The sequence below is a fragment of the Marinobacter sp. genome (assembly GCF_048269445.1).
Taxonomy (GTDB): Bacteria; Pseudomonadota; Gammaproteobacteria; order Pseudomonadales; family Oleiphilaceae; genus Marinobacter.
Genome location: NZ_JBLXIQ010000006.1, coordinates 220,659 through 246,440 on the forward strand (window position 1 = coordinate 220,659; position 25,782 = coordinate 246,440).

Consider the following 25,782-nt stretch of genomic DNA (forward strand, 5'->3'; position numbering starts at 1 on the left):
GGTTATGACGGACCTGTCCGTGGTAAACACAGCCAAGCGCCCCACCTTCGATGTGGAGGCTATCCGCCGGGACTTCCCGATCCTGTCACAGCAGGTGAACGGCAAGCCCCTGGTGTATCTGGACAATGGCGCTTCGGCCCAGAAACCAGAGGCAGTGCTGAACGCCATGGACCGCTATTACCGGGAAATGCACTCCAACGTTCACCGCGGCGCCCATACCCTCGGGGACCGGGCCACCGCCGCCTTCGAGGGCGCCCGGGAAACCGTTCGCGGATTCCTGAACGCCGAAAGCACTCGGGAAATCATCTGGACCCGCGGCACCACCGAAGCCATTAATCTGGTGGCCAACGGACTGGCACCGCGCCTGAAGGCCGGTGACGAAATCCTGGTCAGCTACATGGAGCACCACGCCAACATTGTGCCCTGGCAAATGATTGCCGAGCGCACCGGTGCGAAAGTGGTTCCCATCCAGGTAACGCCGGAAGGCGAGCTGGATCTGGAGTCTTTCACAAGCCTGCTGAATGACCGAACCCGGGTCTTGGCCATCACCCACGTATCCAACGTACTGGGCACGGTCAATCCGGTGGCGGCGCTGATCGAGCAGGCCAAGACCCGGGGCATCATCACCCTGGTGGACGGTGCACAGGCAGTACCCCATTACCAGCCGGACGTGCGGGCACTGGGCTGCGACTTTTACGTGTTCTCATCCCACAAACTGTTTGGCCCCACCGGTATTGGCGTTCTCTACGGAAAGGCCCAGTTGCTGGAGGAGATGCCTCCGTACCAGGGCGGTGGCGAGATGATCGAGCGGGTCTCGTTCGAGCGCACCACCTGGAACACGCTGCCCTACAAGTTTGAAGCCGGCACCCCGGCCATTGCTGAAGCTGTGGGGCTGGGAGCCGCCATCGACTACCTCAATGGCCTGGACCGCCATGCTATGGAAGCTGCTGAATCGGCCCTTCTGAAGCGGGCCAACCAGCTAGTGGAGACAGTCCCCGGCATGGAAATCATCGGCACCGCGAAACAGAAAGTGCCGGTCTTGTCCTTTAAAATTGCCGGCCTGCACCCCAGTGATATAGGTACGCTGCTGGATCAGCAGGGTATCGCCATCCGCACTGGCCACCATTGCGCCATGCCGTTGATGGATTTCTACGGAGTCCCCGGGACAGCCCGGGCCTCATTCGCGTTCTACAATACACTGGACGAGGTGGATTCATTTTTTACCGCCCTACAAAAAGTCCAGCGCCTGTTTGCCTAATGGAGATGGAATCATGACAGCTGAAGTCTTCACCCCGACCGTCGCCGTCACCATGACGCCCAATGCGGTCAGACACGTGCGCAAACAACTGGAGAAGAAACCGGACGCCAAAGGCATCCGGCTGGCCATCCGGAAAAGCGGCTGCTCCGGCTTCAAATACGAAACCCAATGGGTGGAGGACGTCGCAGCCGACGACAAGGTGTTTCACATTGATGGCGTCGACGTGTTCGTCAAAGAAGAGCACCTGCCACTGGTAAACGGCATTGAGATCGACTTCGTCACCGAGGGCGTGAACTCCATGTTCCAGTTCCGCAATCCGAATGCCACCGCCGAGTGCGGTTGCGGCGAGAGTTTTACCGTAGCGTAGGTCGGAGTAGCGCAGCGCAATTCGACACCACAGACAGAAAACAGCGAGGCCAATACAGGCATGCAAGAACGGGAAGTGGTCCTGACCAAACGCGAGGTGGAAGCCCGCCTTGTTCCTTCCGGAACCGAAATTATGATTCCGTCGGACACCTTCGTGACCATTACGCAGTCACTGGGCGGTACCTTCACGGTCGCCGTTAACGGCAATCTTGCCCGTATTGAAGGCCACGATGCCGATGCCCTGGGCAAACAGCCACTGGAAAGCAGCTTCGACACCCCCGAAGACGGCACCGTTAACGAAAACCAGGTGTGGGAAGCCATGCGCAATTGCTACGACCCGGAAATTCCGGTCAATGTGGTGGATCTTGGCCTGATTTATGAGTGCAAGATCGAAAACGGTACCGAAGATGGCAACCATGTCTACGTCAAGATGACGCTGACCGCCGCCGGTTGCGGTATGGGGCCGGTGATCACCGAAGACGTCCGGCACAAGCTTGAGCATGTGCCCAATGTGGACAAGGTGACCGTGGAACTGACCTTCGATCCGCCCTGGAGCAACGACATGCTCACCGACGAAGCCAAGCTTGAACTGGGAATGCTGTAAATGACTGCCAGTGAACAGGACTTTCTGAACAACCCGCTCGGTAAAGACACTACCCTGGAAGACGTTCTGGACGGCTTCGAGCTGCTGGAAGACTGGGAAGAACGCTACGCCTATATTATCGACCTGGGCAAACAGCTGCCGACCTTTCCGGACGATGCCCGGATTGAAGAAAATTACGTGCACGGCTGCCAGAGCCAGGTATGGCTGATTCACCATTACCACGAAGCCAGCGGCCGGCTTTACCTGCTGATTGATTCAGACGCCATGATTGTTCGTGGCCTGGCGGCCATCATTTTGGTCGCCCTGAACGGGAAAGCCCCCCGGGATCTGCTAGCCACCGATATTGATGAGCTGTTCGAGAAGCTGGACCTGTTCCGTCACATCTCCCCGACCCGGGGCAACGGATTGCGAGCGATGGTGGGAAAGATCCGGGATATAGCCGCCGCCGAGCTGGCTGGCAAGAACGACTGACGACAACCCGCCTACCACAGGATGGCGACATCATCCCTCTGAATATTCACGATACCACCCAGCTGGGGCATGGTTCCCCGGCTGGACTGGGGCTGAACCCTGTCCAGGGTCACTGAGAGCCGGCTGTCCGTGAGTTCCGGGGTGGCGCCAGGCGAATCCAGATAACCGGCACTCCGGTAAAGCTGCAATTCGTCACCAGGCCGGAGCCCTGCCGTTGCGCCGGACTCCAGCGTCACAGAATGCCCGTCCACCCGTGCTATACGGGTAATAAAGGGCTGACACGCCAATGCCGTGGTGATTGCTGTCGCCATTTCGTCAATGACGCCAGCCACAGACTGTCCATAGGCGGTCTTCTGGAAACCTTCCGATCCGAAGCCAACTGAGCTGCCGGGGCCTGCATTCCAGTCCGCCGAGATGGCGAACCTTTGCTGATAGACCGGGGAACCGCTGAATCCATCATAGACGACAAGATCTGCAGCAAACCGACGTTGCTGATCCACCGTGCCAATACCCCGCTGCATCCGATCCAAAACCGACGTTCCCCAGGCAGAAGGATCTGCCACGCCCAGATCCCGGATAACCCCCGTTACAACAAACTGAACCCCCATTTCACGAGCCACCTGCAACACATTGGTCAGCTGGTTATTGCCCTGCTGAACCGTGGGTGCATTCAGAAGGTCGGTAAACATCCGTGATGTGGTGGCACCAAAGACCTGAAAACCACCTTGCTCCATCAACCGCTGCTGGAGCTGTTGCGGCAAGATTTCGCCGGCATCGCCAATACTCCCGATGCGGGTCTGGTCCGGGTAAAGGACCGGAAAACCTGTAACCGCGACCCGCTTTTTCAGCCGGCTCGCTTCACCCGCACCGCACTGGCCTCGACTCTCACTAATATCTCCCCGCACCACCACCCGCAGCAGGTTGCCGCTTTGGTACTCGTCAACAATCCGCACATTTCTGGCTCGCGTGCTGGAGGCCAGGCGAACCTGCGACTCCGTGATAACACCATTCTCCATGGTGTCCTGGGTGCTCACCCGTGCTTCGTACTGCAGCGACAAATCACGGATGGCCGCCTTGCGGGCCTCGGCGCGGGCGGCCTCAAGATCCCCGTTGGAGATATTGGCGTGGCCCACACCTTCGAGAACCACCGCCTGCGCCCCGGTGACAAACACCAGCGGCAGAGCCAGAGCGCACAATACTATTAATGATGACAAACGCAGTGACGACAAACGCTTCATAACTTTCTATCACTCAAGGTAATACAGGGAATCGACGCCCTTGCTCTGCACATCGCCGATACTGTCATTCTCTTGGGGCATGGGGATCGGGCAAAGGTCTCTAACCTGATCATCGGCTACCTTGGCAACACAGGCCCGGAACCGGGGTTCCAGTTTCAGCTCCATAACCGTCTCAAAAACCCCGTCGCTGTGCTCGTTGACGGCGACCAACTTGGCGCCGCGGAGGTAGCTGTCAACATAGGTTCGAAACGTGTCATTGCGCAAAACGAAGTCATTGACGGTGGAACTGCCATAAACCACGGTTCCGTATACTCTTTCAACCAGGTTCCGGTAGGCATCCAGCTGCGAAGCCCGCCGGGCCATCAGACGCTTACGGGTGTCTGACCGGTCTGCCCCGACATCCTCATAGGTTCCCAGGCCGCTGACTCTAACAGTGATTGGCTCCAGCTTCGTGTCATCCCGGGATTGATTACCATCATCGACCCGGTAACCGCCAACCGGCGCACAGGCGGCAAGACTGGCTGCCAACAGAGGGATGAGTATCCAGCGAGGGGTCATTGCTTCTCTCCAAAAAAACGTCATTTCCGGGTTAGCATGAAAGAATTACGCCAGTTTTGCTAACCGTCTGATATTTCGCATAACGGGCTCCGAATTCTCACACCTGGACGTGCCATGCGGCAAAAACCTGCCTCCGTTTACACATCGAAAACAAACCGTTACCCCTTGTGTCATGTACCGGACAGGGTTCTGCATTAACCTCTCAGCCACTTAATATCTATTTTGCATTTTTACCCAACAGGATTTTTCATGATCGGAACTCGTCTGACCAAGCTCTCTGTGGCCATTGGCCTGTCCATTGCCACCACTGCGGCACTGGCAAGCCCGCAGTCATTTATGTCTGCCCGATCTTTTGCCATGGGCGGCACCGGCGTTGCGGTTGCGCACCCCTCCGATGCGGCAGCAACCAACCCCGCCCTGATGGCCGGCAATCACCATGACTGGGCTGACGATTTCGGCCTGCAACTGCTGTCTGTCAACGCCCAGGTTGCCGATGAAGAAGATACCGTTGATCAAGTTGATGATATTCAGGACACCATTGATGACTTCGAACAAGCCATCAACAACCTGAACCAGACAGAAGCAGAGAACCAGGCCGGAAAGCTCCGCTACCAGTTGCAGGCCTTTGATCAGGATACCGCCCGTGTTAACGCCGGCCTCGGACTGTCGATTGCCTTCCCCGGCAAGCAGTTGTCAGTGGGCGTTTTCACCAACGGCAACCTGACCGCGACCGTTCGGGGCGAGTACGACCCGAACGACGACGCCATCCTCGCAGCTATTGAAAACGGAGCACTGGCAGCACCGGGCGTCACGGATACACTGCAATCCCGCGGCAAGATTCTCGCCTCTGCCGTTACCGAGGTTGGCGTCAGCTTCGCGCGGGAGTTCGAATTATCCAATGGTCAGCGCATGCAGCTTGGTGTTTCACCCAAGTATGTAAACCTACAGACGTTTCAGTATACCGAGACAATTTCAGGCTTCGAAGACGACGAGTTCGATGGCGATCAGTACCAGACCGACAAGAGCGGCTTCAACCTGGATATCGGTGCGACCTACGCTTTCGGCGAAGAGCAACAGTGGAATGCCGGGATCGTCGTTAAAAACCTCATCCCCATGGAACTGGACTCCGCCGCCAGCCGACCACTGCTGGGCGAAAAAATCCGCACACTCGAACTCAACCCGATGGCGACCGCCGGCATTGCCCACAAGAGCGAGTTCCATGTGGTCACTGCGGAAATTGATCTCACCAAGAAAGAAGCTTTTGGCTTTGAGGACGATACGCAATGGCTGGCCCTGGGCGCGGAATTCGATGCCTTCCGCTATGCCCAGTTGCGTATCGGGGTTCGTCATAACCTGGCCAGCAATGAGGACAACGACGGCGTTGAGGAATCAACCCAATTCACCGCGGGTGTCGGCCTGAACATTCTTGGCGCCCGCCTCGATCTTGGTGCTCTTTACAGCGATGCCGATGTCGGCGCAGCTTTGGAGATTGGCACCGCATTCTGACTCCCTCCGGCTGAAAAAGCCCGACCGGGATTGCCCGGTCGGGCTTTTTTTGTTCGCCAGTCCGTCACAGGTTTGCCTGCCTTCCCCCGGAACCGGATAATCCCCCGATACTCTTCCCGAAAGGAATCAGAATTCCTATGCAAGCCTATCTGGTTGGCGGTGCCGTCCGCGATGAATTACTCGGCCTTGAGGTGAAGGACCGGGACTGGGTCGTGGTAGGGGCAACCCCGGAAGACATGCTCGCCAAAGGCTTCAAACAGGTTGGCGCGGATTTTCCGGTCTTCCTGCACCCGGAAACCCGTGAGGAATATGCGCTGGCCCGCACGGAGCGAAAACAGGGGCGCGGCTACCATGGTTTCACGGTTTACAGCGCGCCGGATGTCACCCTGGAAGAAGATCTCCAACGCCGGGACTTGACCATCAATGCCATGGCCAAGACCGAAGACGGAGCTCTGGTGGACCCCTTCCATGGCCAGACGGACATCAAAGCCAGAAAACTTCGCCACGTATCCGAAGCCTTTGCCGAAGACCCTTTGCGAGTCTTGCGTACAGCCCGGTTTGCAGCACGGTTCCGGCCCCTGGGATTTACCGTGTGCGACCAGACCATGGCTCTAATGCGCAAGATGGTCGACGAGGGTGAAGTCGACCATCTGGTGCCAGAACGGGTCTGGCAGGAACTGCAGCGGGCATTGCATGAGCGAGCCCCGGACGGGTTCTTTGAGGTCCTGAGGGACAGTGGCGCGCTTTCCGTGCTGATTCCGGAACTCGATTCGGCGGAGGTTTTCCAGCCGGCAATGAAGGCACTTCTGTGCATCCATGAAGAGCCTGACACCAGCACGGAAGAACGCTTCGCTGCCTTGCTTTCGCCTCTTGGGGAGAACGCCGCCATCGCCCGGGCAAAGGCTCTGAAGGCATCCAATGACTGCCAGAATCTCACGCGCCTGGCCACAGCATTTGTACCTCAGCTGCGGAAAATGGATCCACAGAATCCCGATGGCGACGCATTGCTGGACCTGCTCGACCAGGCGGATTTCTGGCGCCGCCCCGAGCGCTTTACACAGCTGCTCAGCGTTATCCGGTGCGCACTCCCGGATGAAGGGGACAGCCTGAAAATGCTTCAAACAGCGTCCTATGCCGCGAGCGGCGTCGACCCGAAAGCTCTTCTGGCTCAGGGCTACAAAGGCAAAGCACTGGGGGAGGCCATCCGCAGCGAACGCCTGAAACGCATTGTCGACACCGTAACCCGAGACGATCACTGAGGAGTTGCCATGACATCCACTGTTCCCGTCGTACTGATCACCGGCTCAGCTCATCGCTTGGGAGCACAAACGGCGAAAACGCTTCATCAACGAGGCTGGAATCTGGTGATTCATTACCGAAGCAGGGAAGAGCAGGCACGGGCACTGGTTGAGGACCTCAACCGGGAGCGCCCGGATTCCGCTCACTCGGTTCAGGCAGATCTCAGCCTGACTGCCGATGTGGAACGACTGGCACAGGAAACCACTGCCCGCTGGGGTCGGCTTGACGCACTGGTAAACAATGCCTCAGTGTTCTACCCCAACCCGACGGAGGCAGTTACGGAGGGGGACTGGAACACCGTGCTAAACACAAATCTCCGGGCCCCTTTCTTTCTCCTTAAGGCCTGCCTTCCGACCCTGCGAAACAACGGCGGCAGCGTGGTCAATATGATAGACATCTACAGTGAGAGGCCTCTTGCGGACCACCCGCTGTACTGTGCCAGCAAGGCGGGCCTGGCCGCCCTGACCCGCTCCTGGGCAAAAGACCTCGCGCCGGAGGTGCGGGTGAACGGCGTTTCGCCGGGAGCCATTCTCTGGCCGGAGGGTGACAGCGACATAGACAAAGATTCCCAGCAGGCGATTCTCGACAAGACCCCGCTCGCCCGTACTGGACACCCGGACGACATCGCACGAACCATCGCTTTCCTGATCTGCGACGCACCGTTCATTACCGGACAAATCGTAGCTGTTGACGGCGGCCGCAGCCTGAACATGTAGCGCCTCACCGGGGCTACCTTTGGCCAACCATCGCTTTCCGGATACAATGCAGCCAGTTTTCAATACTGCCTGCACGACGGTTACACTTTCGTGCGACTCTGATCCGGAGAATTTCCATGCGTGATGTCGTTATTGTTGCCGCCCGCCGTACAGCCATCGGGACCTTTGGCGGAGGTCTCTCCAGCCTGCGCGCAGACCAGCTCGGTACCGCCGTCATAAAGGCCCTGCTGGAGGAAACCGGCGTTGCCGGCGACCAGATCAACGAAGTGGTTCTTGGCCAGGTCCTGACGGCGGGCTGCGGCCAGAACCCGGCTCGCCAGTCCGCCATCAACGCCGGCATTCCGGCATCGGTGCCCGCCATGACCATCAACAAGGTCTGTGGTTCCGGCCTGAAGGCGGTCCACATGGCGGTTCAGGCCATTCGCTGCGGCGATGCCGAAATGATGATCGCCGGCGGCCAGGAAAGCATGAGCCAAGCCCCCCACGTATTACCCAACAGCCGCAATGGGCAGCGCATGGGCAACTGGTCCATGGTGGATACCATGATCAACGACGGCCTCTGGGATGCCTTCAATGATTACCACATGGGGGTTACCGCAGAGAACATCGTGGAGAAGTACGGCATCAGCCGGGAAGAGCAGGACGAGTTCGCCGCGGCTTCCCAGCAGAAAGCCGTCGCCGCCCGCACAGCCGGTTATTTCGACGGTCAGATCGTTCCGGTCTCCATCCCCCAACGCAAAGGCGACCCGATTGTCGTTGACCAGGACGAAGGTCCCCGAGAGGGCGTTTCCGCCGAAGGCCTCGGAAAACTGCGCCCGGCGTTCAAGAAAGACGGTACTGTCACCGCTGGCAACGCATCCTCACTGAACGACGGTGCTGCTGCCGTTCTGGTGTGCAGCGCCGACAAGGCCAAAGAACTGGGGCTGACACCACTGGCCACCATCAGGGCACACGCCAACGCCGGTGTGGATCCGACCATCATGGGCACGGGACCGATTCCCGCCAGCCAGCGCTGCCTGAAGCTGGCCGGCTGGAGCGTTGACGACCTGGACCTGGTGGAAGCCAACGAAGCCTTCGCGGCTCAGGCCATTTCGGTGAATCGGGATCTGGGCTGGGATACTGGCAAGGTGAACGTCAATGGCGGCGCCATCGCCCTGGGCCATCCGATCGGCGCCTCCGGCTGCCGTATCCTGGTCTCCCTGCTCCATGAAATGGTGCGGCGGGATGCCCACAAGGGCCTCGCCACCCTGTGCATCGGCGGCGGCATGGGTGTCGCCCTGGCCGTTGAGCGCTAGTCTGCATGCTCAACCTGGTGCTGTACGAGCCGGAGATACCGCCCAATACCGGCAATATCATCCGGCTATGTGCCAACACCGGCTGCCAGCTGCATCTGATCGAACCTCTGGGTTTTAACCTGGAAGACAAGCAGATGCGGCGAGCCGGGCTGGATTATAGTGAGTACGCCCGAGTGAAGGTCCACAAGGACTACCAGAGCTTTCTGGATAGCGAGCAGCCTCAACGGCTGTTCGGGCTGACCACCAAAGGCAGCCGGCATTACCATGAGATGACCTATCAGGATGGCGACTTCCTGATGTTCGGCCCGGAAACGCGAGGCCTGCCTGCTGAAATCCGGGAATCCCTGCTCCCGGAACACAGGCTCAGGGTTCCTATGCGCCCGGAAAGCCGCAGCCTGAACCTTTCCAACACGGCAGCGCTGGTCGTTTACGAAGCCTGGCGACAACTGGGATTCAATGGGGCGGTCTAAAACTGGGACAAGATGCATAAAAAAACCGGCGCGCGCCGGTTTTTTTTATCGAGAAGAGTCAGGCTCAGTGAGTCTGCGGCTCTTCCTTTGCCTCACCCGCAGCTTCTTCCTGCTTGCGCTTCAGAGCCTGGGCGTAGATGGCATCAAAGTTCACCGGCGCCAGCATCAGGGCCGGGAAGCTGCCCTTGTTGACGACGCCGTCAATCGCTTCGCGGGCATATGGGAACAGAATAGTCGGGCAGTAGGCGCCCAGCATCTGCCCCAGCTGCGGGCCTTCAATGCCCTGAACCAGGAACACCCCACCCTGCTGGATCTCGACGATGTAGGCAACCTTCTCGCCCACTTTCGCGGTGACGGTCAGGGAAAGCACGACCTCATACTGGTTGTCGCTGACCTTGTTGTGGGAAGTGTTCAGGTCCAGGCTTACCTGCGGTTTCCACTGCTCCTGAAACATCACCGGTGAATTGGGTGATTCAAAAGACAGATCCTTCACATAGATGCGCTGAAGGGAAAACTGGGGTTGGTTCTGGTTGTCACTGCCTGCTGCGGCTTGCTGATTCTCAGCCATGTTCAATCCTTTCGTTCTCGATCATGGGCTAGGGGCCCGTTGTTATGGAGCGCTATGGAGCGTTATTGAGTCTGCTGCCGGAACAGTTTACGTCGACGCTACGCCAGCTTATGTGAAACAGTGCGGCAGTTTGACCTTCAGATCAAGAGCCGCCTTATTTCTTCACAAGCGGAAGATTGCTGGCCTTCCAGTCCGAGACGCCACCGTTGAGACGCACAACATTGCTGAAGCCTTCGGCGTTCAGCTGTTTGACTGCCATCGCTGAATGCTGGCCCATCTTGTCAGCAACGATAATCTGCTTGTCCTTGAACTTGTTCAGCTCGGCAACCCGGCTCTTGAGGCTGTTCAGCGGAATGTTGATGGAACCGGTAATGCGGCCCTCACCGAATTCCTTCCGGTCCCGGATGTCCACCACAACAGCCTCATCCCTGTTAATGAGGTTGACTGCCCCCTGGGCCGAGATCTTGGCACCGCCACGACGGGACTCCAGAAAAAGAATCGCGACCAGTAATGCCGCAAACAGCGACACAAGAATGTAGTGATTAACGACAAATTCAAACAACCGGTCCATGAATTTACCCTGATGATGAGTTTGGCGGGATTATACACAGCCTGCTCCCCGGACAGAAGGTGACGAAACTGGCCAGTAAATGCGAGAATAGATTAATTCCATTTTCGCTTTAGTAAACTTACTAACATTTTACCTCCGGATTGAATGATGACTGCAATGCGCAAGCCCACTGCACTGATTATCCTGGACGGCTGGGGCTACCGTGACCCGGCTGACGACAACGCCATCAGCAACGCCAACACCCCGTTTTGGGACAAGCTCTGGCAAACTCAGCCAAAGACCCTGATCAACACCTCAGGCATGTTTGTTGGCCTGCCCCAGGGGCAGATGGGTAACTCGGAAGTCGGCCACATGAACCTCGGCGCAGGACGCGTGGTCTATCAGAGCCTGACCCGGATCGACAAGGATTTGGCAGAAGGCACTTTCCAGAGCAACGAAGTGCTTTGCTCAGCCATCGATAAAGCCGTTCAGAGTGGTCGCGCCGTTCACCTGATGGGGCTGCTGTCTCCGGGTGGCGTGCATAGCCATGAAGATCACATTCTCGCCGCTGCCGAACTGGCCGCCGCTCGTGGCGCGAAGGAAGTTTACCTACATGCCTTCCTGGACGGCCGGGACATGCCGCCCCGCAGTGCCAAAGCCTCCCTGGAAAAAGCAGCCGCCAAGTTGCAACACCTTGGTGTTGGCCGTGTCGCCTCCATCGTTGGCCGCTACTACGCCATGGACCGTGATAACCGTTGGGATCGCGTTGAAGCTGCCTACAACCTGATGACCCAGGGCACCGCAGAATTCACCGCCGCCGACCCGGTTGCTGGCCTGGAACAGGCCTACGAGCGCGGCGAGAACGACGAATTCGTGATGCCCACTCGCATTCGCGCACCGGGAGAGCCGGAAGGCACCATCAGTGACGGCGATACGGTTCTGTTCATGAATTTCCGCGCCGACCGTGCCCGGGAAATGACTCGAACTTTCGTGGAAAACGACTTTGACGGATTTGAACGTCGCAAACACCCCGAACTCGCGGATTTTGTGATGCTGACCGAGTACGCGGCGGACATCAAAGCCTCCTGCGCCTACCCTCCGGAGCAGCTTTCCAACGGTCTCGGCGAATACATGGCCAGCCTGGGCAAGACCCAGCTCCGGATAGCGGAAACCGAGAAATACGCCCACGTCACCTTCTTCTTTAACGGCGGTCTGGAAACACCGTTCGATGGCGAAGACCGGATTCTGGTGCCTTCGCCAAAGGTTGCCACCTACGACCTGCAACCGGAAATGAGCGCGCCGGAAGTGACGGATAAATTGGTGGAGGCCATCAAGAGTGGCAAATACGACCTGATTGTCTGCAACTACGCCAACGGCGACATGGTTGGTCATACTGGCAAGCTGGATGCTGCCATCAAGGCCGCGGAGTGCCTCGATGAGTGCGTAAAACGTGTGGTTGAAGCGCTTGATGAGGTTGGCGGCGAAGCCTTGATTACGGCCGACCATGGCAACTGCGAGCAGATGACCGATCCGAATTCCGGCCAGGTTCATACCGCCCACACCCTCGGCCCGGTACCCCTGGTTTACACTGGCCACCGCAAGGTTACCCTGAGCAACGACGGCAGCCTGAGCGACGTTGCGCCCTCGCTGTTGGCGCTGATGGGGTTGGAGCCGCCGAAAGAAATGACCGGGCACAGCCTGGTTAAGATCGGTTGATCCCGGCGCGGACCCAACCCTTGCGACTTTCCAGGATCCTGGCGCTGACCCTTGCCCTAAGTGCAGCGCCGGTGCTCGCCCAGCAAGAGGTCACCCCGGCCCAGATCGAAGAACTCAAGGAACGTATTGAGGACATCGATGACTGGCTGGCAGATGCCGAGGACGATCGCTCCGCCCAGGAGCAGCAGCTTGCCGCGACCGAACGCACCATCAGCCGCCTGACCCGGGAGCGCCGAGCCCTGCGCCAGCAGGTGGAGCAACAGCGACAGCGACTCAAAGAACTGCAAAAAGAAGAACAGGAGCTTACCCGTACCCTGGACCGGCAACGGGAGAGCCTGAAGAAGCAGATCCGGGCTGCCTGGATGGAGGGCGATGCGCCAGCGGTAAAAGTTCTGCTGAATGAGATCGATCCGGACAGGATTGCCCGGACCATGACTTACTACGAGTATCTGAGCAAGGATACGGTCACCCGCCTTGAGGCGTTCAGAGAAAGCCTGCAGGAACTCAAAAACACCCGGGCCGCGGTGCAGGCAACACAGGTAGAACTGACCCAAACGGAAGAAAACGTGGCTAGGCGCCAGCAGGAATTGGCGGCATCCAGAGAACAACGGCAGCAGACCCTCGCATCACTCAACTCCGACATCAAGAATCGACTCAGCGAACGGGATGAACTGGCATCCGACCGCAAACGGCTGGAAAAACTGCTTGAGGAAGTTCAGCAGGCGATCAATAACATTCCCTCACCCAATGAATCACAGCCCTTCGCTTCACTGCGGGACAAGCTGCCCTGGCCGGCACAGGGGAAGGTCCTCAGCGGCTACGGAGACAGCTACGCCGATGGCAAATTGCGGCGCAACGGCCTTCTCATCCGCACCGGGGAAGAAGCGGAAATACGCGCGATTCATTATGGCCGGGTGGTCTTTGCCAATTGGCTTCGCGGCTTCGGCCTGATCACCATCATTGATCACGGAGACGGCTACATGACACTCTATGGCCATAGCAGCAGTCTGTTTACCAGCCCCGGAGACTGGGTGGCAGCTGGCGAACCCATTGCTCTGGCAGGTCGCACCGGCGGCACGGATTCCCCGGCCCTGTATTTTGAGGTTCGGCACAACGGAAAACCCGACAATCCGGGCCGGTGGCTGGCAAACTGACAACCTGCAGGAGGGCTGACAAACGCTCCGGGTAGCGCCATACTGTCCAGAGTCAGGGAAACCAGTCCAACTATCGGAATAAAAACGGGATATGTGAATGAAACGGGTCCGAAATACACTCCACGCCTTTCCATTACGCAGCATTGCACTCGCTACCTGTTTCGCCACCGCATCCGGTCTGGCCTGGGCCCAGGACGAAGACACCGCTTCCGAACAGCTATTGGAGGGCATCCAGAATGGCGAGCGGGTCGAAATCAGCCTCCCTGACCCAGAAAAACAACTGCCCCTGGAAGACCTCCGGAAATTTACCGAGGTGTTCAGTCGGATAAAAGACGCCTATGTAGAGGAGGTGGATGATCGGCAGCTGCTTGAAAGCGCCATCAAGGGCATGTTGTCAGATCTGGACCCCCACTCTACCTATCTAGCGCCCAAGGATTACGAGGATCTGGAAGAAAGCACATCCGGAGAATTTGGCGGACTCGGCATTGAAGTTGGCATAGAGAACGGCTTCGTTAAAGTCATCGCGCCCATTGATGACACCCCGGCGGACAAAGCTGGCGTCGAGGCCGGGGACCTGATTATCAAACTTGATGAAAAGCCGGTGAAAGGCATGAGCCTCGAAGAAGCCGTCAAGCTGATGCGCGGCAAACCAGGCACCACTCTCACGCTGACTATCATGCGTGAGGGCGAAACGGGCCCCATTGAGATCAAAGTCGAGCGCGACATCATCAAGGTCACCAGCGTCAAATCCCGGATGCTTGAGAATGGCTACGGCTATGTCCGGATTACCCAGTTCCAGGCGGATACCGGCTCTCAGTTCAGAGACGCCCTCGGCAAACTTGAAGACCAACTCGGCCAGGATCTCGACGGTCTGATTATTGATCTCCGCAACAATCCGGGTGGTGTGCTGCAGGCGGCCGTGGAATCCGCAGACGTTCTCCTTGATGAGGGGCTGATTGTCTATACCGAGGGCCGCATCCAGAGTTCGCGCCTGCGCTTCAGCGCCAGAGCTGGCGACGTGATAGAAGGCACTCCGATTGTGGTACTGATTAACGGAGGCTCCGCTTCCGCCTCCGAAATCCTGGCCGGCGCCCTGCAGGACCATGAGCGCGCTGTGATCATGGGCACCCAGTCCTTCGGCAAGGGCAGTGTTCAGACAGTCATTCCGCTGGATGAGACTCACGCCATCAAGATGACCACAGCACGCTACTACACGCCGAATGGCCGCTCCATCCAGGCAACCGGCGTAAAGCCGGACATTGAAGTTCGCCCGGCAGAGCTAACGGAGCTGGACAGCAAACCCTTCTTTACTGAGGCAGACCTCAGCGGACACCTCGAAGGTAAAAACGAGAAGCAGCAGGACAGCAGCAACGCCCAGGCCGAAGACGAGACCACATCCCTGGTCAACAAGGACTACCAGCTGCGCTCGGCTCTCAACCTGCTCAAGGGCATCCGGATTTTGAGCCCCCAAGACAAAGGTAAGGCAGAAGGAAGCAGTCAGTGAAAGCCGTATGCTCCCTGCTGGCGCTTGCTCTCTCGGTAGCGGCCACCCTGGTGGCCGCCGAGCCAGCCAAGCAGGTGCTGCCTCCTACCATCGCCATCATTATTGATGACATGGGTCATAGCCTTCACGAGGGCAAGCGCCTGGCCAACCTGGACCAGCCGCTGACCCTCGCCTTCCTGCCATACCGCAGGCATACCGATGTCCTTGCCCGTCTTGCCTATCGGCAAAACAAGGAAATCATGCTCCACGTCCCAATGGCCAACACGCGAAACTTCGGGCTTGGCTCCGGCGGGCTGACACCCGACATGGACGAGCAGAGCATGACAACGACGCTTCGGCGGGCACTTCAGTCCATTCCTCACGTACAGGGAGTGAATAACCACATGGGCAGCCTGTTGACGCAGCAACTCCAGCCCATGGACTGGGTAATGAAGGAGCTCTTTCGCTACCCGGTCTACTTTGTGGACAGCCGCACCATTGCTTCATCAGTCGCCGGTGATGTGGCTGCCGCTTACCGGATCCCCACCTTGTCCCGGGACGTGTTTCTCGACCACGAACAAACCGAGGAGTATATTGACAGTCAGTTTAAACTGCTCATTGAACGCGCTCGGGAAAACGGCAGCGCCGTCGGGATTGGCCATCCACACAAAATCACCGTGGACTACCTGGAAAAGCACCTTCCGACACTGGACGCGCAGGGCATAGCCATCGCGACCGTGAGCGGCCTCTGGGCCATGCGCAACAGCAACCGGGAGATGTTTGCAGAGGGCGAGAAGCAGGCCATTCGACCTGCTTTTGCGAAGAAAGAGTAGGTTTCGCGAGGGTTCAGCGTAATGAACATGGGGTCAGATGAAAGCCCTCATTTGACCCCATTGTCGAAATTCATTCCCGGATTTCTATGCCCTGAGCCTTCATAAAGGCCTTTGCTTCCGGAATAGTGTGCTGGCCAAAATGAAAAATGGAGGCCGCCAGCACCGCATCGGCACCGCCCTGGGTCACTCCATCCGCCAGATGCTGCAACTCGCCGACACCGCCGGAGGCAATCACCGGCACGATCACCGCATCGCTGATGGCCCGGGTCAGGCCCAGATCGAATCCGATCTTGGTACCATCCCGATCCATGCTGGTCAGCAGCAATTCCCCGGCGCCCATTTGTACCATTTTACGGGCCCATTCAACGGCATCCAGGCCGGTTGGCTTGCGGCCCCCGTGGGTGAAAATCTCCCAGCGAGGCGCTTCACCTTCCGGGCTTACCCGCTTGGCATCAATGGCCACTACGATGCACTGGCTGCCAAAACGCTCCGCCGCTTCCCGTACAAATTCCGGATTAAAAACCGCTGCAGTATTGATCGACACCTTGTCGGCACCAGCATTCAAAAGCTTCCGGATATCGTCCACAGTACGCACGCCGCCACCCACGGTGAGCGGGATAAACACTTCCGCTGCCATCCGCTCGACCGTTTCGTAGGTGGTATCACGGCTTTCGTGGCTGGCTGTTATATCGAGAAAGGTAATTTCATCAGCGCCCTGCTCGTTGTAACGCCGAGCCACTTCGACCGGGTCACCGGCATCGCGGATATCCACGAAGTTAACGCCTTTTACAACGCGGCCTTTGTCGACGTCCAGGCAGGGAATAATGCGTTTAGCCAGAGCCATAAGTCTATTACCCCTTCAGGCTGTCACAGAAGGCCTGGGCTTCGGCGACATCCAGGGTGCCTTCGTAGATGGCACGGCCAGTAATGGCACCGAGAATGCCCTTGTCTGCCACTGTGGCCAGGCGCTTGAGGTCGTCCATGTTAGTCACGCCGCCGGACGCAATAACGGGAATACCGCCCTCTTCCGCCAGCGCCGCAGTGGCCTCCACGTTAACGCCCTGCATCATGCCGTCACGGCTGATGTCGGTGTAAACAATGGCGTCTACGCCGTCATTCGCAAATCGCTTCGCCAGGTCGGTGGCCATCACTTCCGAAACTTCCGCCCAGCCGTCCGTAGCAACGCGTCCGTCTTTGGCATCCAGACCGACAATGATGTGGCCCGGAAAGCGCTTACACATATCGGTGACAAATTCTGGCTCTTTCACGGCCTTGGTGCCAATGATGACCCACTGCACACCAGCTTTAAGGTAGGCCTCAATGGTTTCCGCCGAGCGGATACCGCCGCCAATCTGGATTGGCAGGTCCGGGTATTTGCGGGCGATGGCCTGAACAATTTCGCCGTTCACCGGCTCACCGGCAAAGGCGCCATTCAGGTCCACCAGGTGCAGGCGGCGCGCGCCGGCATCCACCCACCGGGTGGCCATATCTACCGGGTCGTCACCGAAGACGGTGGAGTCGTCCATCCGGCCCTGGCGCAGGCGTACGCATTTGCCGTCTTTCAGATCAATGGCGGGGATTATCAGCATTTTCCGGTCCAGTCAGTAAAATTCTTCAGTAACTGCAGCCCGGCCCGGGCACTTTTCTCCGGGTGGAACTGCACTGCAAATATGTTGTCTCTCGCCACCGCGGCGGCAAGGTCTACACCATAACGCGTGCGGCCGGCCATATCGGCATTGCCCTCAGCCTCAGCGTAGAAGCTGTGCACGAAGTAGAAACGGTCAGCATCCGGAATGTTGTGCCACAGAGGATGATCAATGGTTTGATGCACCTGGTTCCAACCCATGTGGGGCACTTTCAGGCGTTCACCATTTTCCGTCAGGTGGTCGCCAAAATAGCGCACTTCCGAGGGAAACAGGCCGATGCAGTCAACGCCACCGTTTTCCTCACTGCGGGCCATCAGGGCCTGCATGCCCACGCAGATGCCCAGGAAGGGGCGATCCTTCGAGACTTCGCGAACCAGAGTGTCGACACCCAGGCGGCGAATTTCAGCCATACAGTCGCGAATGGCGCCGACACCGGGGAGTATCACATGGTCGGCTTCACGGATTTTGTCGGCGTTGTCGGTGACCAGTACGGTGGTGCCCGGGGCGACGTGCTCTACCGCTTTTTTGGCAGAGTGAAGATTGCCCATGCCGTAGTCGATAATGGCAACGGTTTTCATGGTTGCTGCGGTGTCCTTGCGTGACCGGTTGCTGCGATTTTTTTTACAACGAGCCTTTTGTGGAGGGAGTAATACCCGCCATGCGCTCGTCCATTTCAATAGCCATGCGCAGGGCGCGGCCAAAGGCCTTGAACACCGTTTCAATCTGGTGATGGGTGTTCTTGCCTTTCAGATTGTCGATGTGCAGGGTCACCATGGAGTGGTTCACGAACCCGTGGAAGAACTCCTCGAACAGGTCCACATCGAAACCACCTACCGCACCACGAGTGTAGGGCACGTCCATCATCAGGCCGGGACGGCCGGACAGATCAATCACAACACGGGAAAGCGCTTCGTCCAGGGGGACATAGGAGTGGCCATAGCGGCGGATGCCTTTTTTGTCACCCACCGCCTGCTTGAAGGCCTGCCCCAGGGTGATGCCGATGTCTTCCACTGTGTGGTGATCATCAATATGCAGGTCGCCCTTCGAAACGATGCTCAAATCCACCAGGCCGTGACGGGCAATCTGGTCCATCATATGCTCCAGAAAGGGCACGCCGGTATCAAAGCTGGATATGCCGGTGCCATCGAGGTTGATCTCAACGGTTATCTGGGTTTCAAGGGTATTTCGTTCTACCCGAGCCTTACGTTCGGCCATGGGGACTCCGTGACAATTGAGCGGCATAATGCCGGAAAGAATCTATCGGGCGATTATACCTTTTATGTCCGCCTGAGTCCCACAACCGGTTTAATCGCTCCGATAGCAAAGCGCGGTTAGAACGCCTTCTTGAGGTTCCTCATGTAGGTATCCACGAGGCCATTGAACTCGTGCTTGATCACCGGGCTGATGGCCAGCTTCAGCAGGCTGGGAAGTGGTAATGTAAGCTCAGCGCTGGTGTGGAACTTCACTGCAGTGGTGTTGTCACCCTTGGGCTTAATGGCCCAGGAGCCGCTGACAACTCCGTTTCCCTCACCCTTAACGGGCTGCCAGGTGATTTTGCCGGCGTCTTTGTCTGAGTGATACTTGCAGGCATATACAGACTGAATGGCATGCTTGTCCACGCCCACTTTTTCCATTTCCCACCGGTAGGCGTTGTCGCCAAGATCGGTCAGCTGGTGGACTTTCGGAAAATGGCTGGCAGAGCGTGGCACATCCGCCAACAAATCAAACACTTCATCGTAGCTTCCCGGAATTTCCAGTTCCCGGTTCAGCTCAATCGAAACGGTAATAGCCACAGCCAACTCCTTATTGTGTTTATTGGTATCAATGTAGTCGGAAAATTGAGGACGTGTATTTTGGCCCAACACTAAGGCATTGTCATAGTCCCGCGCTGTTAATTTGTTAACCCTGCGTTATCCTCTAGGGAATTAGCGTCAGGATTCGTAACGAATGCCTGCAAGCTCCCAACAATAGGAAGGAAGCCTGAATTATGAAAGCCGTCCGTTATGTGCTGATCGCCATCGCTGCGTTGGTCATACTTGCCGTGGCCGCCATCGCTGTCGCCATGGCCGTGATCGACCCCAACGACTACAAACCTCAGATTGAACAGGCCGTTGAGAAACAAACCAACCTCGACCTGATTCTTGAGGGTGACATCGGCTGGTCTTTCATTCCTCTCGGCCTGGAGCTGAACAATGTGGAAGCCAACCTGGAGGGCGACCGACTGGTTGCCCTGGACAGACTGGTGGCACAGGTGGATTTCTGGTCGCTGATCGCCATGTCCCCGCGGGTGGACACCTTTCTGCTCGATGGTCTGGATGCTCGTCTGGTGGTTAATGAACAGGGTGTGGGTAACTGGACCCGGGTCATGCCCGAGAAGAGTTCGGATGAGGCAGCCGGGCAACCTGCGGGTACGCCGGAAATGCAGCCCCAGGAAGATACGGGCGCCGGCGGGGAGCCTCTCAACTTCAATGTGGAAAATGTTCAGATCAGCAACGCCCAGGTGAGCTACACCGACAAAACCACGGGCCAGACCGTGACCCTGAAGGACTTCACCGTCAATGCCAGCAACATTACCCTGGGCTCCGAGTTTCCACTGGAGATCGGATTCCGGGTAGCCACCACCAAGCCGACTCTAGAGGTCGATGGCAGCATCAGCGCTCGCCTCGCGGCCAATGAGGCGCTTAACGAATTTGCCGTATCCGGCCTGAAAGCCGTATTCGATATGACCGGCGAACCATTCGGTGGCAAAGAGGTCACGGCTGAACTCGGCGGTTCTGCCAAGGCAAACCTCGAATCCGAGACCGCAACCCTGACTGACTTCACAGCCAGCCTCGCCAACCTGTCACTCAATACGTCGTTAAACGTTAACGGATTCGGTGACAAGCCGACCCTGAGTGGTGAAGTATCGATCGCGGAGTTTTCCCTCAGGGAACTGCTCGACAATCTCGGCCAGCCGGCTGTTGAAACCAGCGACCCGGAAGTGCTGAAGGCGCTTGCCTTCTCCACCAAAATTGGCGGCCCGGCCGGCAAGGTGGAATTGTCCGACCTGACCTTCAAGCTGGATGACACTACCTTCCAAGGCTCGGGCAGCTACACCCTCGCCGATACTGGCATCGTGTTCAATCTTCAGGGCGACCAGCTGAACGCTGACCGCTACCTCCCGCCCGCAGCAGAGGGCGGAGCCGAGCAGGCGCCCGCCACGGAAGAAACCGCAGCCGGCCCCGAAAGCGATCTGTTGCCACTGGAAACACTCCGAAGCCTGCTGCTGGACATTGATCTGGGGCTTGGCCAGCTGGTTGTCAGCAACCTGACCATCAACGAGATCAAAGCCAGCACCACGGCGAAGAATGGACTCCTGAACGTGGATGAGTTCAGCGGCAAACTCTACGAGGGAAGCTTCGGCGCCAACGTCACCATCGATGCCCGGAGCGACAACCCGAAGTGGACCATGGGCTCAGACGTTACCAATGTACAAACCCTGCCGTTGCTCGCCGATCTTGCCGAAGTGACCATGCTTGCCGGCGGCGCCAACCTTAAGGTGAACGCCACCACCACCGGTAACCGCATCTCGGCCCTGCGCAGCAATGCCGATGGCCAGATCAGCTTCAACCTGGCAGAGGGCGAGTTCCGCCGGCTGAACCTGACCCGGATGGCCTGCCAGGGTATTGCCCTGGCCAACCAGGAAGAGCTGACCACAACAGACTGGGGTACCAGTACACCGTTCAATGACATGCGCGGAACGCTCAACATCAATGGCAACACCCTGAATAACACTGACCTGCTGGCCTCACTGGCAGGTATGCGCCTCGAAGGCGAAGGCACCATCGACATGCAGCAAAGCCTGCTGGATTACGAGGCCGGGCTTCGCATTGTGGGTGAGATTCACCGGGATAACGCCTGCCGGGTGACCGAGTATGTGAAAAATGTTGTTATACCGGTGGAATGCCGTGGCAACTTCTCGGAAGACCCCGCCAGCCTGTGCTCCTTCGATGGCTCCCGCTTCCGTGACACCCTGCAGACGATCGCCAAAAACGCCGCCAAAGCCAAAGTCGATGAAAAAGTAGACGAGGCCAAGACGAAAGCCGAGGAAAAGGTGAAAGAGAAGCTGCAGGACAAGGTTGGCGACAAACTCAAGGGCCTGTTCAACTGATGCCCGACCGCGTCGCCGAAAAACTGCTGCAATGGTACGACAGCCACGGCAGGCATGACCTGCCGTGGCACCACAACCGGACTGCCTACCGGGTGTGGGTTTCGGAAATCATGTTGCAACAAACCCAGGTAACCACCGTCATTCCCTACTATGAAGCGTTTATGAAACGTTTCCCGGACGTACACACCCTGGCTGGGGCACCGGTAGACGACGTGCTCAGCCACTGGTCTGGCCTTGGCTATTACGCCCGGGCCCGGAACCTGCAGAAAGCCGCACAAGCGGTCGTTCATGACTTCGGTGGTGAGTTCCCCCAAACCCAGGAAGAACTGGAGTCTTTAGCCGGCATCGGTCGCTCCACCGCAGCCGCGATACTGGCCCAGGCCTTCGGCATTCGCGCCACCATCCTGGACGGCAACGTAAAACGGGTGCTGGCCCGCTATCATGCCATCCCCGGCTGGCCTGGCCAGACCACCGTGCTGAACCAACTCTGGAAAAAGGCCGAGCAACATACTCCGGAACAGCGGGTGCGCGATTACACCCAGGGCATCATGGATCTGGGTGCCATGGTGTGCACCCGCAGCCGCCCTTCCTGCGACAACTGTCCTCTACAATTCGGCTGCACCGCCTTTGCCCAAGGCGAAACTGCCCTCTACCCTGGCTCCAAGCCGAAAAAAACCAAACCGGAGAAGGTCACCTGGATGGTGATCCTGGAAGACGGCGAAGGCCGAATCCTCCTTGAGCGACGGCCACCCACCGGCATATGGGGCGGCCTCTGGAGTCTGCCGGAACTGGACCCGGCTTACGGGGCGGACGAACTTCAGGAAGTTTGTGAGCGCAATCTGGGCATAGATTGCGGCGAGCCGGAGCTGATCACCGGCTTTCGGCACACTTTCTCCCATTACCACCTACACATCCAGCCCGCCCGGCTGAACGTGACCGGCAACGCCAAAAGCATTGCAGACCAGGATCACCTGAAATGGCTACATAGGCAGGAAGCGCTGAACCTGGGACTGCCCGCCCCCATTCGTTCTCTGCTGACCGAACCTGAGCAGGCGACCCTGCTGTAAGGGGGTCGACCGGCGCCCTCACCCGCCACGATCTGTTATCATCACCGCCAGTAACATTTGCCAACAGGAGCCACCATGAGCCGTACCGTATTCTGCCGCAAATACCAGAAAGAGATGGAAGGCCTGGATTTCCCGCCCATGCCCGGCGCCAAGGGCCAGGACATTTTCGAGAACGTATCCAAAGCGGCCTGGGAAGAATGGCAGGCCCAGCAGACCATGCTCATCAATGAAAAACACCTGAGCCTGATGGACCCGAACACCCGCAAATACCTGCAGGCGCAAATGCAGCACTTCTTCAACAATGAGCCTTTCGACAAGGCCGAAGGCTACGTGCCGCCAGAGCAGTAAAGCCGGATTGATCAAAGCCTGAGCAACCCTGAAAAGAATGAGAAAATTTTGTGGCTCGGCCTTGACTCAAAACATCGAAACCGGTTTAATAGCGCCCCGTTGCACAGCAGTCGCGCAACGCGCCCGGATAGCTCAGTTGGTAGAGCAGGGGATTGAAAATCCCCGTGTCGGTGGTTCGATTCCGCCTCCGGGCACCATCAGATTCAACGACTTAGCCCGCCCTTGTGCGGGCTTTGTTGTGTCTGGGCCTTTCGTGGGGTACTGGGCCAGAAAAAAACCGCGATCAAAGTCGCGGTTTTTTTTCTAGCCAGCAGAAACGCTGTTATTCGCTTACAACGGTCACCGGTCCAGAGGCGTGCCGCACAACCTTTTCACTGATACTGCCCAAAGTAAGGCTACGGACCAGGGAATGACCGCGTCTCCCCAAAAACAGGTGAGTGCCCGGATTGTTTTCCATATATTCAATGATTTCCTTGGCAGGATCACCTTTGAGAAGAACCTCTTCCGCAGGGTCTGCTACCCCACTCACAGCCTCCTTCGCGCCATCGAATACTTTGCGCCCGTAACTGTTTGCCTCTTCCTCAAGCTCACTCGGCCATACGCCGCTGACAACCAGTTTCTCTAACCGTGTGCCCGGAAACACCGCTAACAATTTGAGCGGTTGACCTGTAACTTTAGCCAGTTCGGCTGCCATTTTTGCTGCATGTAACGCATGCTCTGATCCGTCACAAGCGACCACAATGCTCGGAGTCCCTTTGGCCATGGTCTCCTCTCCTTTTGTGTTGGATGTGCAATCAACATACCATTGATGCGAAAGCCGGATGGTTGACGTAAGTCATACCCCCGGATGAATCCTTAAGAGCTCTAAACTCTGATGGACTCAATTCATTCCTTTGACTACTCAGTCTGAGTTTAGATTACTGTGCTCTAAAGTCCATGCACATAGCCTGGAAGCAGTTATGACAAGTGCCGGGTCGATGCTATCCTTTCATACCCGCTTTAGGCAGGATGCAAACAGTCGGCTTGAGTCAGAGCAATGCGCCCATATGCGAAACCAAAACAGGAAAGGTCGTTCTCGGATGGCCACCCATCACATTGCCTACTCTGTTGAAAACGCCGACATTATTGCCTTCAACCCTCGCAAAAAGCGTGTGCGAGCGATACTGAGAGGCCTTGCAAGCCAACGCAAGCTCACAGTGTTCGAGTCTGTCGGACTGGATCCGCGCTCGGCCCCTCTCTCCGAGCATGAATTACGCTCGGCAGTATTCTCCGCGCAGAAGCGCCCAATTAATGGATTGATGCATACGGCCAAGCGTCTTTTCCTGCGATGGCAATACAACTGGTGCTACCGGCGCCTTCAGCCTACGCGCCCTGGAATCGTAGTATGCTGGAATGGGGTGAAAGGTCACCGTTTCCTGGCGCTCGTAGCAGCACAACGCCAACGCCATTCAACGCTTTATCTTGAAGAAGCACCTCTACCCGGCAGGTTGACTGTCGATTTCGCAGGCATCAACTATGGCGGTAGCCTGCCCCGCAGGTCTGATTTTTACCAACGATGGCTTGCCGAGAATCCTGCTATTGATTCGACTGCATGGCGAGTAATGCGATCCGGGTTGAGCGCCAGGAAACCTTCCCGGCGGCAAAAGGTAAAGCAGAGACCGGCTGATACCGAACTGTCCCGACAAATGTACATTTTCTGCCCACTCCAGGTGCCCGGAGACAGCCAAATTACGGTGTACGGGGATTGGGTAAAATCGATGGAAGATTTTGTTGATCACCTGGAAACAGCGGCAGATTGTTTGCCTGAAGGCTGGCATTTGCGAGTGAAGGAACATCCGAGTGCCCGCGTCTCCTTTACGGAGCGACTCTCAGGAGCAACGAGACACCGGATCATCCTGGACAATGAAACTGACACTTTCGAGCAGGTTGCAGCGTCTCGAGCCGTGCTTACCGTTAACTCTTCAGTAGGTCTTGAAAGCTTCTTTTTCGAGAAGCCAGTCCTCGTTCTTGGCCATGCATTCTATGCGTTCGACCAATTAGCCACCAAAGTGCGATCACGTGAAGAGCTGTCAGATTACCTAACGGCGCCGGAGGAGCTCTCTTTCGATTCCGTCGCCCGGGACGCTTTTATGAGCTACCTGGTAGAGCAGCATTTTCCCTGTGAGGTAGACATCGTGGCCGGTAGGATTACGCTTGACAACATCGTTGCCCGAGACCGTTCCCGTGATGAGCTATTGCGGCAATTGGAAGCAAACCCTCACCAAGGATTTTCGTAAAACCACCCATCAGGCGGCCTTGCGAAAATCCTCGGCTCGAACGGCTTTGCCTCGCTGGCGCTTATACCTGGTTTTGTCCTCAACCACTCGCATCTGGTACTTCGGGGTTTTCAGGTCGCGCTTGATGGCGCTTTCCTGCGTGGGCTTTGCCCGTTTTTTGGCCATGGCAGTTGCGCCTCCTTTGGCGTTTTATTGGATTTAGTTGACCAC

At 57.5% G+C, this 25,782-nt stretch carries 28 protein-coding genes and 1 tRNA gene; 18 read left to right on the plus strand and 11 right to left on the minus strand.

The annotated features are described in order from the left end of the window. Window positions 1-4 precede the first annotated feature (4 nt). From ACN0XM_RS14345 to ACN0XM_RS14360, 4 genes are read left to right on the plus strand one after another with little or no spacing between them, the layout of a single operon-like run. Window positions 5-1,258 carry an aminotransferase class V-fold PLP-dependent enzyme gene (locus tag ACN0XM_RS14345; RefSeq protein WP_417567625.1) on the plus strand — a complete coding sequence of 418 codons (1,254 nt, stop codon included), beginning with the start codon at window positions 5-7 and terminating at the stop codon, window positions 1,256-1,258. A 13-nt stretch (window positions 1,259-1,271) separates the two neighbouring features. Next, entirely contained in the window at window positions 1,272-1,625 is a 354-nt protein-coding gene (locus tag ACN0XM_RS14350) for a HesB/IscA family protein (RefSeq protein WP_099617451.1), read from the plus strand. Window positions 1,626-1,685: 60 nt separating this feature from the next. Further along, complete coding sequence (gene sufT, locus ACN0XM_RS14355; RefSeq protein ID WP_417567626.1) at window positions 1,686-2,228, plus strand: putative Fe-S cluster assembly protein SufT; 543 nt, start codon at window positions 1,686-1,688, stop codon at window positions 2,226-2,228. Beyond that, complete coding sequence (locus tag ACN0XM_RS14360; protein WP_417567627.1) at window positions 2,229-2,699, plus strand: SufE family protein; 471 nt, start codon at window positions 2,229-2,231, stop codon at window positions 2,697-2,699. An 11-nt stretch (window positions 2,700-2,710) separates the two neighbouring features. On the opposite strand, the gene ACN0XM_RS14365 is transcribed toward ACN0XM_RS14360, so the two are convergent. Together ACN0XM_RS14365 and ACN0XM_RS14370 are read right to left on the minus strand one after the other, a co-directional pair. Next, a complete protein-coding gene (locus ACN0XM_RS14365; protein ID WP_417567628.1) occupies window positions 2,711-3,937 on the minus strand; it encodes a flagellar assembly protein T N-terminal domain-containing protein in 1,227 nt (408 codons plus the stop codon). Window positions 3,938-3,946: 9 nt separating this feature from the next. After that, entirely contained in the window at window positions 3,947-4,495 is a 549-nt protein-coding gene (locus ACN0XM_RS14370) for an LPP20 family lipoprotein (RefSeq protein ID WP_417567629.1), read from the minus strand. A 249-nt stretch (window positions 4,496-4,744) separates the two neighbouring features. Between ACN0XM_RS14370 and traF the strand changes: the two genes are divergently transcribed. The 5 genes from traF (at window position 4,745) to trmL (ending at window position 9,781) form a co-directional block, all read left to right on the plus strand. Further along, window positions 4,745-6,001 carry a conjugal transfer protein TraF gene (gene traF / locus ACN0XM_RS14375; RefSeq protein WP_417567630.1) on the plus strand — a complete coding sequence of 419 codons (1,257 nt, stop codon included), beginning with the start codon at window positions 4,745-4,747 and terminating at the stop codon, window positions 5,999-6,001. A 137-nt stretch (window positions 6,002-6,138) separates the two neighbouring features. After that, on the plus strand, window positions 6,139-7,260 hold the full coding sequence (locus ACN0XM_RS14380; RefSeq protein ID WP_417567631.1) for a multifunctional CCA tRNA nucleotidyl transferase/2'3'-cyclic phosphodiesterase/2'nucleotidase/phosphatase: 1,122 nt from the start codon (window positions 6,139-6,141) through the stop codon (window positions 7,258-7,260). Window positions 7,261-7,269: 9 nt separating this feature from the next. Next, a complete protein-coding gene (locus ACN0XM_RS14385) occupies window positions 7,270-8,016 on the plus strand; it encodes a pteridine reductase (protein WP_417567632.1) in 747 nt (248 codons plus the stop codon). 116 nt (window positions 8,017-8,132) lie between these two features. Next, window positions 8,133-9,311 carry an acetyl-CoA C-acetyltransferase gene (locus tag ACN0XM_RS14390; protein ID WP_417567633.1) on the plus strand — a complete coding sequence of 393 codons (1,179 nt, stop codon included), beginning with the start codon at window positions 8,133-8,135 and terminating at the stop codon, window positions 9,309-9,311. A 5-nt stretch (window positions 9,312-9,316) separates the two neighbouring features. Continuing rightward, a complete protein-coding gene (gene trmL, locus ACN0XM_RS14395; RefSeq protein ID WP_417567634.1) occupies window positions 9,317-9,781 on the plus strand; it encodes a tRNA (uridine(34)/cytosine(34)/5-carboxymethylaminomethyluridine(34)-2'-O)-methyltransferase TrmL in 465 nt (154 codons plus the stop codon). A 64-nt stretch (window positions 9,782-9,845) separates the two neighbouring features. On the opposite strand, the gene secB is transcribed toward trmL, so the two are convergent. Both secB and ACN0XM_RS14405 read right to left on the minus strand, forming a co-directional pair. Continuing rightward, window positions 9,846-10,349, minus strand: a complete 504-nt coding sequence (secB, locus tag ACN0XM_RS14400; protein WP_417567635.1) for a protein-export chaperone SecB — start codon at window positions 10,347-10,349, stop codon at window positions 9,846-9,848. A gap of 154 nt (window positions 10,350-10,503) precedes the next feature. After that, window positions 10,504-10,920, minus strand: a complete 417-nt coding sequence (locus ACN0XM_RS14405; protein WP_417567636.1) for a rhodanese-like domain-containing protein — start codon at window positions 10,918-10,920, stop codon at window positions 10,504-10,506. A gap of 147 nt (window positions 10,921-11,067) precedes the next feature. Here ACN0XM_RS14405 and gpmM point away from each other — a divergent pair, with 147 nt between their 5' ends. The 4 genes from gpmM to ACN0XM_RS14425 all read left to right on the plus strand — a co-directional run bounded on the left by gpmM (window position 11,068) and on the right by ACN0XM_RS14425 (window position 16,085). Further along, complete coding sequence (gpmM, locus tag ACN0XM_RS14410) at window positions 11,068-12,615, plus strand: 2,3-bisphosphoglycerate-independent phosphoglycerate mutase (protein WP_417567729.1); 1,548 nt, start codon at window positions 11,068-11,070, stop codon at window positions 12,613-12,615. Window positions 12,616-12,635: 20 nt separating this feature from the next. Continuing rightward, window positions 12,636-13,769, plus strand: coding sequence for a murein hydrolase activator EnvC family protein (locus ACN0XM_RS14415; RefSeq protein ID WP_417567637.1), 1,134 nt, complete (start codon window positions 12,636-12,638; stop codon window positions 13,767-13,769). Between the two features lie 97 nt (window positions 13,770-13,866). Then, window positions 13,867-15,273: a S41 family peptidase gene (locus tag ACN0XM_RS14420; RefSeq protein ID WP_417567638.1), complete on the plus strand. Its 1,407-nt coding sequence runs from the start codon at window positions 13,867-13,869 to the stop codon at window positions 15,271-15,273. Further along, window positions 15,270-16,085: a divergent polysaccharide deacetylase family protein gene (locus tag ACN0XM_RS14425; RefSeq protein ID WP_417567639.1), complete on the plus strand. Its 816-nt coding sequence runs from the start codon at window positions 15,270-15,272 to the stop codon at window positions 16,083-16,085. The genes ACN0XM_RS14420 and ACN0XM_RS14425 overlap by 4 nt, the downstream gene beginning before the upstream one ends. Window positions 16,086-16,155: 70 nt before the next feature. On the opposite strand, the gene hisF is transcribed toward ACN0XM_RS14425, so the two are convergent. From hisF to ACN0XM_RS14450, 5 genes are all read right to left on the minus strand, one after another. After that, window positions 16,156-16,929, minus strand: coding sequence for an imidazole glycerol phosphate synthase subunit HisF (gene hisF, locus ACN0XM_RS14430; RefSeq protein WP_417567640.1), 774 nt, complete (start codon window positions 16,927-16,929; stop codon window positions 16,156-16,158). 7 nt (window positions 16,930-16,936) lie between these two features. Continuing rightward, window positions 16,937-17,674: a 1-(5-phosphoribosyl)-5-[(5-phosphoribosylamino)methylideneamino]imidazole-4-carboxamide isomerase gene (hisA, locus tag ACN0XM_RS14435; RefSeq protein ID WP_417567641.1), complete on the minus strand. Its 738-nt coding sequence runs from the start codon at window positions 17,672-17,674 to the stop codon at window positions 16,937-16,939. Beyond that, on the minus strand, window positions 17,668-18,309 hold the full coding sequence (gene hisH, locus ACN0XM_RS14440; RefSeq protein ID WP_417567642.1) for an imidazole glycerol phosphate synthase subunit HisH: 642 nt from the start codon (window positions 18,307-18,309) through the stop codon (window positions 17,668-17,670). Before hisH ends, hisA begins: the two co-directional genes overlap by 7 nt. A gap of 43 nt (window positions 18,310-18,352) precedes the next feature. Further along, complete coding sequence (gene hisB, locus ACN0XM_RS14445; protein ID WP_417567643.1) at window positions 18,353-18,946, minus strand: imidazoleglycerol-phosphate dehydratase HisB; 594 nt, start codon at window positions 18,944-18,946, stop codon at window positions 18,353-18,355. 116 nt (window positions 18,947-19,062) lie between these two features. Then, window positions 19,063-19,524, minus strand: a complete 462-nt coding sequence (locus ACN0XM_RS14450; RefSeq protein WP_417567644.1) for an SRPBCC family protein — start codon at window positions 19,522-19,524, stop codon at window positions 19,063-19,065. Between the two features lie 194 nt (window positions 19,525-19,718). Between ACN0XM_RS14450 and ACN0XM_RS14455 the strand changes: the two genes are divergently transcribed. The 4 genes from ACN0XM_RS14455 to ACN0XM_RS14470 all read left to right on the plus strand — a co-directional run bounded on the left by ACN0XM_RS14455 (window position 19,719) and on the right by ACN0XM_RS14470 (window position 23,493). Further along, window positions 19,719-21,881, plus strand: coding sequence for an AsmA family protein (locus ACN0XM_RS14455; RefSeq protein WP_417567645.1), 2,163 nt, complete (start codon window positions 19,719-19,721; stop codon window positions 21,879-21,881). Next, entirely contained in the window at window positions 21,881-22,948 is a 1,068-nt protein-coding gene (gene mutY / locus ACN0XM_RS14460; RefSeq protein ID WP_417567646.1) for an A/G-specific adenine glycosylase, read from the plus strand. The genes ACN0XM_RS14455 and mutY overlap by 1 nt, the downstream gene beginning before the upstream one ends. Window positions 22,949-23,023: 75 nt before the next feature. After that, complete coding sequence (locus ACN0XM_RS14465; RefSeq protein WP_417567647.1) at window positions 23,024-23,296, plus strand: oxidative damage protection protein; 273 nt, start codon at window positions 23,024-23,026, stop codon at window positions 23,294-23,296. 121 nt (window positions 23,297-23,417) lie between these two features. Further along, window positions 23,418-23,493, plus strand: a tRNA-Phe gene (locus ACN0XM_RS14470). Between the two features lie 125 nt (window positions 23,494-23,618). On the opposite strand, the gene ACN0XM_RS14475 is transcribed toward ACN0XM_RS14470, so the two are convergent. After that, window positions 23,619-24,059, minus strand: a complete 441-nt coding sequence (locus ACN0XM_RS14475) for a universal stress protein (protein ID WP_417567648.1) — start codon at window positions 24,057-24,059, stop codon at window positions 23,619-23,621. A gap of 316 nt (window positions 24,060-24,375) precedes the next feature. Here ACN0XM_RS14475 and ACN0XM_RS14480 point away from each other — a divergent pair, with 316 nt between their 5' ends. After that, the gene (locus tag ACN0XM_RS14480) at window positions 24,376-25,572 is read left to right on the plus strand and encodes a hypothetical protein (protein WP_417567649.1); all 1,197 of its coding nucleotides are present in this window, start codon (window positions 24,376-24,378) and stop codon (window positions 25,570-25,572) included. A gap of 9 nt (window positions 25,573-25,581) precedes the next feature. Here ACN0XM_RS14480 and ACN0XM_RS14485 read toward each other — a convergent pair whose 3' ends face one another. Further along, entirely contained in the window at window positions 25,582-25,737 is a 156-nt protein-coding gene (locus ACN0XM_RS14485; protein ID WP_211285667.1) for a hypothetical protein, read from the minus strand. Between the last annotated feature and the right edge of the window lie 45 nt (window positions 25,738-25,782).